Origin of the sequence: Cytobacillus sp. S13-E01 (assembly GCF_029193815.1) — a bacterium.
Taxonomy (GTDB): Bacteria; Bacillota; Bacilli; order Bacillales; family Bacillaceae_L; genus Bacillus_BV.
In genome coordinates, this window is sequence record NZ_JARFVC010000002.1 from 1 (window position 1) to 13251 (window position 13251).

At 36.5% G+C, this 13251-nt stretch carries 7 protein-coding genes; all 7 read right to left on the minus strand.

The features are described from left to right. Positions 1–191 precede the first annotated feature (191 nt). Positions 192–518, minus strand: coding sequence for an IS200/IS605 family transposase (gene tnpA / locus PY093_RS01940; RefSeq protein WP_275644186.1), 327 nt, complete (start codon positions 516–518; stop codon positions 192–194). A gap of 350 nt (positions 519–868) precedes the next feature. Beyond that, positions 869–1321 carry a MarR family winged helix-turn-helix transcriptional regulator gene (locus tag PY093_RS01945; protein WP_275644187.1) on the minus strand — a complete coding sequence of 151 codons (453 nt, stop codon included), beginning with the start codon at positions 1319–1321 and terminating at the stop codon, positions 869–871. Between the two features lie 552 nt (positions 1322–1873). After that, on the minus strand, positions 1874–6289 hold the full coding sequence (locus tag PY093_RS01950; protein WP_275644188.1) for a coiled-coil domain-containing protein: 4416 nt from the start codon (positions 6287–6289) through the stop codon (positions 1874–1876). Next, positions 6276–7016, minus strand: coding sequence for a DUF6063 family protein (locus PY093_RS01955; protein ID WP_275644189.1), 741 nt, complete (start codon positions 7014–7016; stop codon positions 6276–6278). Before PY093_RS01955 ends, PY093_RS01950 begins: the two co-directional genes overlap by 14 nt. Continuing rightward, positions 7003–8517 carry a replicative DNA helicase gene (locus PY093_RS01960; protein WP_275644190.1) on the minus strand — a complete coding sequence of 505 codons (1515 nt, stop codon included), beginning with the start codon at positions 8515–8517 and terminating at the stop codon, positions 7003–7005. Before PY093_RS01960 ends, PY093_RS01955 begins: the two co-directional genes overlap by 14 nt. Further along, a complete protein-coding gene (locus tag PY093_RS01965) occupies positions 8490–9521 on the minus strand; it encodes a Wadjet anti-phage system protein JetD domain-containing protein (RefSeq protein ID WP_275644191.1) in 1032 nt (343 codons plus the stop codon). Before PY093_RS01965 ends, PY093_RS01960 begins: the two co-directional genes overlap by 28 nt. A 602-nt stretch (positions 9522–10123) precedes the next feature. Then, on the minus strand, positions 10124–12850 hold the full coding sequence (locus PY093_RS01970; protein ID WP_275644192.1) for an MBL fold metallo-hydrolase: 2727 nt from the start codon (positions 12848–12850) through the stop codon (positions 10124–10126). Positions 12851–13251 lie beyond the last annotated feature (401 nt).

Here is a 13251-nt window from a genome sequence, read left to right on the forward strand (position 1 = left end):
GCTCACTGATGCGAAGTAATTTCCATGACTGAAGTTTAGTTGCTTCGATTTCCACTTCTATTGTATGTAAAGGGGTATGATGTTCGCGGATTTTCTTTAATGATTTAGTAAAGTCGGATGGTTCATTCTTTTGGCGTTTTTTAATTTCTTTGTTTGGTTTTTTCAAGAGAATCCCCATCCTTTCTAAGAGGTTAACTTCGAGTTTTTTGTTCCTGTATGTACCTTTTTACAGTTTCTTCACTTACCTTGCCTACTGTACTAGCGAAATATCCCTTACTCCATAAAGAACCTGACCTGTTGTAGAATTCTTTTAATTTAGGGAACTTCTTAAATAATTCTCTAGCAGAAATACTTTTAAGGATACGGACTACGTCCGTAGGTGCAATTGTTGGCTTGGTTGATATAAATAAATGAATATGGTCAGGCATTATTTCTATTTCTTTAATTTCAAATTCATATTGAGTGCTAATAATCCGAAGGATTTGTTTCAACTCTGATTCTACGTTCCCATTTAACACTTAAAATCTTAACTTTGGACACCATATAATATGGTATTGGATAGGATAAGGAATTTACAATGATTTAATCTATTGTATTCGCTCATTTTTCACCTTGAAATCTTAAAATTAAAACTCTATATGTGAATTTTACCATATAGGAATATATGTTCTCAATACATATTTTGAAAGAAAGTCACTCAAATAGGGCAGTCCGAAGACTACCCTTGAGCGAAGCCCTTACATCCACGGGGCAAGCCCGCATGGTTTTACGGGCTATTTCTATAACTAATTTCTTGAAGCTTGCGCAAATCTTCAAGTGTACACTGCTTTATATTTATAGTCATAGATATGTTTGCTCCTTTGTTTTATCAATAATTTCTCTTGTTTCCCTTTTTAATAAACTCCCAGTCTTTTTCTATATTTTTTCTAACTCTTTCAAGAAGATTGTAAATGGTTTCTACTTCCTTATCTGAAAATCCCTCTAATGCAACCATATTGGAATAATCATTTTCTCTTTTTATTAAAGGATAAATAATTTTCCCTTTCTCTGTTGGGAAGAGTTTTTTAATTTTTTTGTTATGCTTGTCTTCTTTCTTTTCAAGAAAGCAACTAATTTCAAGTTTTTGGATAGCACGAGCTACTGTTGTTCGATCTACTTTTATCATCTCAGCTAACTTTTCCTGTATGATTCCTGGGTTTTCACATATTCGAACAAGGTACAAATACTGTCCTTTTGTAAGGTCATATTCTTTAAATTCGATATTACTAATCGAATCTAACGCCCTTGCAATCATTCCAATTTCACGAAGAATTTCTTGCATAATTAACTCCTTAGTACATATTTGTGTTGGAAATGCAACAAAAATAAGTTAAGCAAAGATAATGGGAAAATATAATAAGAAATGCGTAGGGCGCCCGCCTATCGGCGCGTCGATTAAAACCCGCCACGTCCTGTGGCGAACATCGACATCAGCACATCCTGTGCAAGTCAAGCATAAGTCGAGCCGTCTGGAAGGTTGTTCTTTGACCTTCCAGACGGATTGGTTTATACCATAGAGCCGGGTGGCGCCCGGAGCTAGACACTATAACTAGGTACAAACTTTTATACTTTCTTAACTTTTAATAAATCCCCATACCTTTTGGTTGGGGATTTTAGTGATGAATCATGATGTGTTTTAGTATGTGTGTTGAAATCTACCATTAATTACTCTCTTGATACCTGTAATTGATAATATTTCCCCCACATTTACACACGATACTTAAACTAACTGCGTCGTTAGTTTAAGTTCAAATCTTCTCAATCTCATCCATTTTAAAAAAGAGAACTGACCTTTTCGGATCAGTCTCATTTATCATGCTATATTACATTATGTCTACTCAAACAACACCATTTGCTCCATCTCGCCCAACCTATCAATCGTTTTCGGATCGTGGTCTTGGAAGTAGGCATGGTGGAGCCATTTTTCTTTTGTCATGACTTTTTTGTTTGTGTCGGTTGATGCTCTTAGGCGGCAGCTATAGATGACTGGGAAGTAGTCTTGTAGAAACTTTCCTTCAGCATGTGCCGTCAGGGCAATGATTTGAAAACCTAGTTGTTCTGCGACGAAGAATACTGGACTTAATACATGATCACTTGATGCCTTACCGAAAGGATTATCGAGTATGACTGCTCGGTGGCGCTTCATGTTTGGTTGTATATGTTGTTTTTTCTCAGCGACATAATTTAGGATTCCTAAGAAAAGTGTCATGTTTTTACTCCACTTTTCTCCTCCAGACCAAACGTTACTTTGCTCCCATGAGTAAGAGCGTGTTGTCACTTTGTTGTCATTGGTTACTTTCCGGCAGCTTACTTTCATGACTTCGTTGTTCATGACCATTTGTAGGAGCTGTTTAGATTGGAGCCACATCTCGATTTCTTTTTGTACCTTCCCTTCGTCTTGAACTCCTTGTTCGTTTAGATAACGATCTGATTCTAGTTGTTGAAGGATCCACTCAATGTAATCTCGTATTCTCGTTTTTCCGGTTTCTTCTTCCCATTCTGGAATGCTGATTGTAAAGATTTGTTTCCAATCATCCTCTACTTTTACTCTCGTTTTCTTTGGAATCTGTTTTAACTCTTCGACAATAGTGAGTAAATGGGTGTGAATTTGGTTGATGAATAACTGTAAATCCTTATCACTCTCCCGAATATGTTCATTCGCGTAATTAGATATTTTCTCAATTCGATTCAGCATGTTTTTCTTAAAATCAGTGATATCTTGATAATTTTGTTTATTTTCCACACCACTAATCGCCATCTGTTGTAATTTAATATCTGAAATGTGATTTAAACAAAAATCTCTAAAGGCATTTTTTGCACGTCCTACCTCTTTTTTCTCGGTCTCTACTACCTCTTTATTTCTAGTAAGCTCGTCTGTGATTGACTTTACAAACTTCTTTCGATTATAGGTGTAATCAAGAATTTCTTCTGAAGTTAATGATTGTACATTCACATCCAGCGAATTAAAATGATGTCCTTCCACAAAACGGTCTAACCAACGCTCGCCGTCTTCAATTGCTTCTAGTTCTTTTTTAATTCTGAAGAGTTCTTGATCAATATATGACTTTCTTTCAGTGAGACCTTTCTTTTCAGAATGTAATATTTCTGCAATTTCATCCAAGCTTTCAGTAAATGAAAGGATTTCTTGGTTTGGAAAATCCTTTTCAAATCGTTCTAGTTTTGTTTCCCACTTACCCTTTTGTATATCTTTCCGTGACGAACTCTGTTGAACATCAGCTACTAAGGCGTCAGCTTCACTTTTTAAGGAAGCAATTTTATCCCATAATAATTTCAATAGTTGTTTACCGTCACCAGGAAAAATCTGTGATTCATCAATATAGCTATGCTCATCAAGAAGATCATTCATTTGCTTAGCTAAGCGTTCGATCGTTTTAAGGGCACCATCACGTTTGGCAATCCACTCACCATGTGTTACGTTGATTTGACGAATTTTCAGTTCTAAATCATGAATTTTCGCTTTGATATTCGTTTTACTTTCACCTGAATAAACAGGTGTGAATGATTGTAGTCTTTTATACTCTTCATCTTCTTTAATCAACTGTAATTTAAGTTCAAGAGTTTGAATTCGATCACCCAGATGGTCTTTTTCAGCTTTTGTGGCTAATAATTGTTGCTGGACTCGAGTAACCTCTTTCAATACAGATTGGAGGGTTTCATTCGAACTATTCTCTTTTTTTCTATCATCTTCAACTTCTTTTACATAGTGGAGAAACTGCATTCCTTTTTCGATTTTAGATTCAAGTCCCTGCTTTTCATCTCGGTGGTTAACTGAACTCGCTTTATTAATAGCTTGTTTTGATCGTTGCTCTTCAATAAAACGTTTTTCTATTTGGATATTTGTAAGTATCTCATCGATTTGTGAAGACAACCTAGAAAGTTCTTCTTTTAGCACAGAGACGTTTTCATAGGGGTGCTTATCAAGAAATTGTGTAAATTCTTTTAAAACATCTTCCCATGATTTTATTTCATTCTCCAATTGTTCACGCAAGGTAGTTGTTTCCTTAGCATGATTTCCGATTTGCTTTTTCCATTGTGCAAACGATTTTGAATCGATGTTTTCAGCCCAATGACTAGGAGCAATCCACTTTTGATGAACATTCTCTTGATCTGTAAGGGTTGCTTCTTCCGTTGTAATAACTGTAAGTGGGAATTGCAATCTGTCAGATACGGATCTAAGCTTATCAAGCACTTGCTGCTTCGCTTTATTGGTTGTTACGAGAGTTAATGGCCATAAGGGGTAAGATTTTTTCTTTTCTTTCTCATCTTCATCCATTGACTGCCAATATTCTACTCCTGTTACCAAATAGTCAAACTGATTTTTCCAAGATGCTAGTTGTTGTTCTAGAAACGGATCTCCAAAGAAGACTTCTTGATCACCATGGTCATCTACAAAACGATAGGCCATCCGCTCACGGTATAAAAGAGCAGTGCGTTCTTTTGTTAGTTTTTCAACTTGCTGTATTAATCTTGTTTCTATTGATTCTTGTTGTAAATAGACACTCTCAACACTTGCCCATTGAGGTCTTAGACTAGCTAGCCTGTTGATTAGGTTTAACTGATCTTTTTCAATTTCTGAAAGTTGGTATGAAACGTTCTTTTTAGTACTTTCGAACGTTGAAAGTTCTTTTTGCAACTCTTCTTTTCTCGCTTCAGCTTCCAATTCAACGATTACGAGCTGTTTTTCTGCTTGTTGTAAACGAATAATTTCATCGTCAAGAAATTGAAAACGTTCATTCCACTTATTCATTTCTTCTATTACATTTTCTTGATTTGGATTGGCTAGCAACTGTTGTTCGAGCCTTTTTATATCCTTTAATCGTGAATCAATTCGACCCTTTATTTCTGAGAGAGCACGTTGTAAGTTTCTTTCTTTTTGCGTGAGCTCCTCATTTTTCGATGTAGTCTGTTCGATTTGTGACAGAATCGGATTAAGTTGATAAGTAAGGTCTTGTTTTTCACGATCAAACTTTTCAATCTCTTCCATATAGAAACCAAGTAATGAGCGTTTCGCTTCTTCTAGTGCCTCTTGATAGTCCGTGAGCTCGTCTGTTTGATCAAGTCTCGCAATCTCAACTTCAAAATGCTTCAAGTGATCTTCTTGTTCTTTGCGTTCCAATTTAAGCTCTGCTAGTTTTAATGAATAAAAATCACTGCGATGTTGAAGTAGCTCTTCTTCCTTTTCAACCTGCTTAGCTAATGCAAGCTTATATTCATTTTCAAAGGATTTAAATGCCGATTCTTCAACCAATATGTCATAGGAAGCCGATTTTACAGCAAACAAATGATTGTTATGGTCCCAGTCTTTTTGTTTGGTTATTGCCTCGGAATGTTCGGTTGAAAATTTTCGCTTTTGTTCTAACGTTTCAATCCATGCACCTTTAGCCTTCTGTTTTGTCTTTACATATTCTAGCTCTTTATTGTGTAACTTCGCATATGTGTTTACGTAATCTTCTAGTTTGAGCTGGATATGTTTGTTTTCTTCAATCGTTTCTTTTAACTTTTTATAATTTTTAAAGCTTGTATGCTGTTTTTCAAACATTTCAGCAAATATATTCTGATCATGCCCAACGATTGAGCTTTCAACAGTCGGAATTAGCAGGCGATCAAATAATTGATTCGTACTTTTACAATCATCAAAAAAAGCTTCTACTCCACCTTCAGAACTATTAATCTTGACAACATTATCCCATTCGCTTGAGATAATATGATATTGCTCTTCGATAAACGATTTATACTCTTTGATCGTATTAAAGGTTCGTGCAAGAAAGGATTTTTCACGCATATTACTATAGTAATCTTGTATTTCACCACGTTCGGCAGTTCGTTTCCGTTCCTTTCCGTCACGAACAAAAGGAATGCCTTCGATTCCATTAGGATCATTTGCACCATATTCATAGACATATCGAAAAGAATCCAAGCCATGCTTCGTCATAAATAAGGATACCGCTGTGACAACATACCGGCGTGGTTGGTCGTTTGTAATCCATTCAATCGCAATGTGGGCAGGGGCATTCTCAAGTAACAGCGTGTTTTTAATTTTACGATCAGCTAAATCGACATGTGGTAAAATCGCTTGTAATGCGGTTTGAATAAGAACTGTTTTTCCGCCACCATTTTCTAGTAAAATCGCCCCATTATGGCCATCAAATAAAAACAGTTCATCATTATAGCGTTTATTTCCTTCTTCATAGACTACGTTGGTTAACCGAATTTTACTAATCGACGGCATGTTCTTCAGTCCTTTCAAAGCCAAATATAAATTCAAAAATTCCTTTGTTATACTCAACTTCCATAAAAAATCGCTGAACGATCGTTTTCGCTTTTTCCGTTAATGTAATCTCGTCATTCCCAATCTCTTGGACTAGCTCTTGGTCCACTAGAAATCTTTTTACTGTATCAATAAAACTTAAGCGACTAATCGTATTACCACTTTGTTTTTTCGCAGTCTCTTTAATACCATCCATGTCTTCCCATTTTTCAATAATCAATCGCCAATTATAAGAGAACTCTTTTTCAAGTTCTTTTAATTCGTCCTCGTCATGGGTCTTTAATTGATCGATTCGTTCTTGGATAGAATGAACCCACTCGTCTAATCGCAAAAATTGTCTTGTTGGTTCCTGACTTTGATACGTATCATAAAAACTACCAAAAAGAATAATGGTAGAGAAGTATAATAGATAAATATCACCATTTGTTGCACCAGTACGGAGGTAGTTTTTCTTCATCCAATCATTACTAACATGAAAAGGAGATAGCTTTGTTCTAGGGATCAAAAACATCTGCTCACTTGTAAGGATAATGACACAGTCAACTTCTCGACTGAATGTATCAAGTAGGCCACGAATATCATCGTCTGCTTTATATTGCTTAACAGCCTCTAAATCCGCTGCACCTTCCCTCGCAAGTTTCGTATATAATTGAAAAGCCTTAATGACTTTTTGTTCAGGATAGTTCATATTCTTCTCCTTCCAACATGATGTTCATCTCTTGGATAGAAAAACGTTCAAATCGTTTTATAATCCCTTTTCCTTCTTGAATCGTAAGGGTCCGATCTCCAAGCAGGCTTAATGCGTCACCAAGTAATGTCTTTCCTTCATTTTCATCGACTTCGCCTTTAATAATTGGAGAACGCTGATGAAGAATCAACCAAAAATCATAGAAATAACGTTGTTCATACAAAGAGGCTTGACCATTTTTCTCTAGGTAATCGATGAATTGTGAAAGTGTGCCTACTTTATCCTTCTCTGAAGCTAGTAAATACTGCTCCATGACTTCCTTGTATTTGGCTGTTAACCATTTTCGGTATGGATGATCATCCTCTTCGTTATCGACCTCTATTAAGCTTTGCTCTACTTTTTCTTCACGTTCATCGCTAATATTTTGTTCAGCTAAAATTGTTAGTGGTGACCAACGTTCATTTTCTTCAACTTTTAAAAACGGCTGTAAAACTCCCTTTAGTGCCTCCAGTGGAAGTGGAGAAGATGCAATTCTCGAAACTATATCCTGGTCAAAGTTAAAGGATTGGATCCCGGTGTAATAGAGTGATTCTTGTGCTGTTACAAGAGTCGTATTTTTTAAAGATAGAGTTTGCTCTAGTAAACGTGAATGCTCGTAGTGGACAGCTTCAAGTTCTCTATTGATTTTTAGGACTAGCTCATATGTTTTCTTTTCTTTTTGGTGAACATCCTTTGAGTACAACCGTTCTCTTGTTTCTTTTACAAAATGACGTAGTTCTTTGAATTCCTCGTCTTCACGAGTTAGCCGCCCATAGATATCCTCAAGAAGTTGCTTATAGCGGTCAAAGGTTTCTTCCGATACAATGCTTCGCTGAATTTCATGCTTTAACTTAATCATTCGTTCCTCTAAGCTTTCCACATCAATACGCATTTCATTGATTTGCCTAAGCGCTCCCTTGAATTCTCCTTTATCCAATTGTTTTCGGAGCATCAATTGATTAATTGATAATTGAAACTCACTATAAAACTCTTTTGTAGCAAATACTAATTCAAGTCCATCCTCATCCAATGTGTAAAATTGCGTATTTGTTTTCACATCGAAATCATTTGCTTTAAGGATCGAGTACTCAATCATTTCTTCACGGTTTTCTTCCCAGTTAAAAAATAAGTAGTTTCGCTTTTTCCCGGTTGTAGGACGGAAGGTTTGTACAATCGACCGAGCAATTTTTTGATAAGCTTCCTCATCCAAATGGTACTTAGATTCGGTTAGCTCTTGTAAAAAGGCAGAAAGCTGCTTAATTCCTGTTTTATAGTGCCGCATTAACTTTTGTTCAAAAAAGAATAACAGTGTTAGTATCCCAAGGCCTTTCATATCGATTGGATTATTGTCTTGATCTTGTTCTCGTTTACGATCAAGTTCAAATAAAGGGTCAAAAAGGGCAAGCCTTCTCATTCGTTCACGGTACCCGCTTATTAGCTCTTGCAAATCAAGTTTGTCCAATTAGACTCCCTCCAAATCTGTTGCAATTCCTTTGTTTTTAGTATCTCTTGAGGATAATATTTTCCATTATCTAAGATCGAACTGATATGATTTTGTTCCTCGTTTGTAAAAAACCTCAGAAATTCATCTTGCGCTTCTCTTCGTTCTAGTTGATATTCCTTCCCTGTTGCAGCTTCTTTTTGTAAACAGGCTTGGTAGAACGGGAGTGCCAAGATTGCCAATTGCCGTTTCGTTAAAGAATGCCAAATCGATATTCCTTCTCTATCGACGTCGCCAAAATAGAAAAAAAGATGATTAGCTGCTATGGGATATTGCATCGAAAATTGTTCAATACTTTTTATGACCGCTTTTCCACTACCATAGATCAGTGTTGAAAATGCTGTTTCCACTAATGCTGGAAGTAAGCCTTGATAGGTCGTTTTATTTTCGACTATTAAGTGAAACTGCGTTTTATCATTTAGTTTTTGGGGATTAATCGCAAACATGAGTGGCTCTGAAACAGGAATAATTTGAAGCAAGCCAAAAAGCCCAATCCTCTCTAGCATTTCTTTTCCACCTTTTTCAACAATCCATTTCTCATCCCCTACCAATTCATAGCTCCGTTCGGGTGCAGGCACTTGTTCAATTGGAAAGGCATTTTGTTGTAGATATTGATGTATTTTGTTGATAAAGGTGAGGTCCTGTTTCCAAACGGACGGATCTTTTTGATAATATTCATCAAGGTTAATAGAGGGGTGTAATACGCCTCGATAATGCTGTAATTCTTTATGGTAGTCACTGACTAATAGGCTCTTTTGAATCCGATATTGAAAAGCTAAAGCTGGCGTCCTCGTTGTCCGTCCTTTTGATTTCACCATTACTAAAATCCCTGCTTCTTCAAACAGTAAAACTAGTTGCGAAAACTCTTCGTACGTATGAAAAAAGGGCTTCATGATTCCTTCAAGTTCTGATAACCCTATCGTTTTTTTCTGGAAAGTTGCTAGAATTCGTTTAATTTCATCCAATCTACACACACTCCTACATTCGTACAAAATTCTACTACTTATATTGTACTAGATTGGAATGGAAATGCAGTAGGAAATTACATGAAGTTAATGGAGTTTTTATTTAGTTGAAAAGGATAATAGCACCGATTCTACTTTTTTAAACAAAAGAAAAGACAGTAAGATTTAACTCTAACTACTGTCTACACAACCCTTCTATTTCTGATTCTACTTTAAATATCTTTTATTTTATTTGTTTCTTAACATTTTTTTCTAATCTTCTATTTCCTCTTCTACCCACTCTATAGAATAATAGATATCACATAAGTTATCATGATACCCCCAACCAAGACGGACAGCACGGCTGCTATTAAATCTAGACTTAATGAAAGATGGCTACTTGCCAATTGTGATAAAAAAAGAGCAGCGTTTGCACTATTACGAAGCTTTAGTTCAGTCACATGTTTACGGAAATCATGACCCCTTCATTACAATGGTTGCTGAAAATTTAAAAGATCGTTTTGAATTTTATTTAAATTTTTGGATTAGAACAACTCCCCTTGTTAAACCTATTTGAAAATGGATTAACAAGGGGGTCTCTTATTATTATATACAGTTTTCCCTTATACACCAACCGTTAGCTTATACCCCGTCATTACCTCAATTTTCCTGCTAATTTCTCTGAGTTCAGACTCTTTGGGCATTGAAGCTACCTTAATGACAACACTTGATTTATCTATATGGATTGAAGGGTTTTTTATAATATCCCAACTAGTAGGAATGAACTCCATTGTAATCCGGATAATTTCGTTTTGCTTAGGATTTTTCGCGAAGGTAACAGGCATACCGATACGATATGAGAGCTCTTCTAGATCAGTTCCATGATTCTTTGCTATTTCTTGGGTGATGAAATGAACCTCCATGATCGGTTCACCGTTTTGCTGTTTAATACTAGTCTTATAAATAGTGATTCCTCTGTCAGCGGCCCACCTTTTTGCTTCTTCAATTGCCTGATTATTTTCAAGCCGTTTCGTTAGAGTTTTAGTGTGGAAAAGCTGCTCCATGTTGCCAGTTTGCGATGTTCCTGTATCATCCTCTTTAAAAACCAAATGAAATCCTGTTTCCTTATAAAACTCATCGATGACCGAATTGGAATTCTTTGGTTTTACTAGTGAAACAACAACCTTTTTTTCATTTAGGTGAATTGACGGCGAACCGATTGAATTACCTAACAACGTCTTGACTCTGCTGTGTAACAAATCTTGGCGGATGGAATCGGAAAAGCTGGTAGTCCAACCAGTTTCCTTTTTAACAAAACTAATAATATCTTCCCTCTCATGTTCGGGTACAGCATCCGGAAAATCAAAATAGATTGTTAACGTTTCATGTTCGGTTCCAAGTTGATCGACTCCACAACGGATAAAGCGTGGATGGTTTGACAAATGGTTGCGAACGACATCCATTGCATAAGTAGGGTTTACTTGAAGCCCTTGTATTGGTAAGGATAATTTTCCCAAAGACTTCTTCACATCTGCATCCATCGTATAAAAGCCATTTCTATTATCGTCTTTATAGTGATTCTGAGTTGGTAAGCTTTGTAAGGCGATGGCAACAGCCAATTGCTCTTTTATTGATTCTACCTGTAATTGATGAAAAATTTCCTGTAATGAAAGAATTCGATTAGGCAATTCATCCCAATGTAACGACTCAAGATAAGGGCGGATAAAAGTAAAAACTTGATCGGCTGCTTCTTTTAGTTCCTCAATCGAACGATTCCATTGACCAATTGTTTCGATAACTTGTGCTATGTGTAACTTTACTTGTTTCCCTTTTAGTGTTTGACAAAATAGCGTATGCGATTTATGGTGAACTCCAGTACAGATAACGAGTTTCAATTGTTTCTCATTCTCATTTTGGTATAGTAATAAACTTCCAACCTTTTCTTGCAAATGTACATTAGAACGGTTCACTTGATATCTTTTTCCTTTGATCCCTATCCCTGATTTGCGTTTCTCAAAAGGATAGGATTCGCCGTTCTCTACTAGGATTGGATTGTATCTTGAGTCAAGTTGGTCTGCAAGTCTGCTTCTCGCTTCATCATCTCCATGAACGAGCAATGTATAGGTTGGATTTAACGACTGAATAAAGCGGTTCATTTCACTTGCATCAGCATGTGCTGAAAGACCGTATTTCCCAATTTGGCATTTTACTGGGTAGCTTACCCCATTTAATTCAAGGTGGTGATCGATTCCGTTAGCTACATTTAAAAGTTTCCGCCCTGGACTTTCCTCATCTTGATAACCCGTAATAAAAATGGCATTCTTTTCATTTGAAATAAGTCTTTCAGCATACCAAGAACTCGCTCCTCCAATTAACATCCCTGATGAAGCAACAATACAACCGGGCTTCCCCTTTAGGATTGCCTCCCGTTCTTTAGGGGATACTGCATGACATCTTCCCTCTGTTAAAAAAGCGTCGCCATTATTTTTTATCCGATATGCAACAGGACCCTTCAGATAATGAGGATAATTTTTATAGATTCGGCTAATAGGTGTAACAAGCCCGTCAACATAAATAGGAAACTCAGGTATTAAACCTTTATCCATATAATCTTGCAGCACAAGTAAAACTTCTTGTGCTCGTCCCAAAGCGAATGCTGGAATAAGAGCAAAACCGCCCTCTGAAATGATATCTGCAACATCATTTGCGAGGCGTCTTTCCTCCGTATTCCGATCCGTGTGTGTGCGATTCCCATATGTCGATTCCATTATGACCACATCAGGATTAATATCATGGGGAACTTGAGCTCCAGGAATGGTTCGGCCAGCTTGGAAGCTTAAGTCACCAGTGACAAAGATTTTTTCACCTTCACCCTCAATAAGAAACATAACAGCTCCTAAAATATGTCCCGCTCGGAAACTAGTAATTGATACATTACCAATTCGTAAAACACCATTTGCAGGAATGAAAAGAAGTGATTCTAGTAAATGATTGACTTGCTCCTCCGTATAAGGTAACAAGCTATTGGTTTGAAGGCCTCGCTGTTCTAAAATTTTATATGAATCTTTCATCATAATTTTCATCAAATCTGCAGTTGGTGGCGTTGTATATACTGGTACCTTTGGATAGAGAGTATGAATAACTGGAAGAGCTCCTATATGGTCGGCATGTGCATGAGTTACAAGGATTACATCTGGGTCACCCAAATGTTCAAGCATACCTAGTGATGGCATCGGATCATCTGCATGCATCCGCATCCCGGCATCAATTACTATATTTGTGTCTGCTAAATCAATGTGCAAACACGAAGCGCCGACCTCATTGCCTCCCCCTAAAACACTTATCTTCAATTTCGTTACTCCTTTCATTACGGATATTACCCTTTTATTATGTACTCACTTTATTTTACATAGTTGATAATTAAAAAGATAGTATTGAAAAGTGACGTCAAATATAATATCAAATGAATATATTTAAAATTCTATATGTCCATTTCAACTTTTCGTTGACAATTGAACCAACATTTTCCAACTATGCGGCATTTAGATTATTTAGCTTTCATTCCATTTTTACTATTACTATCAGTGGTCAAATCGTGAGTCCTTTGAATTATTGTCCCGGATAAATGATAGCGAGTGTTAAGTAAGTGAAGCGTGATGGTTTTTTCCTTGCTTACAGTATGATATAATGAATGAATACTCATTCAATTATCAAGTTTAAAAACTTTGATACTGTCTCCCTTCAACAAAAT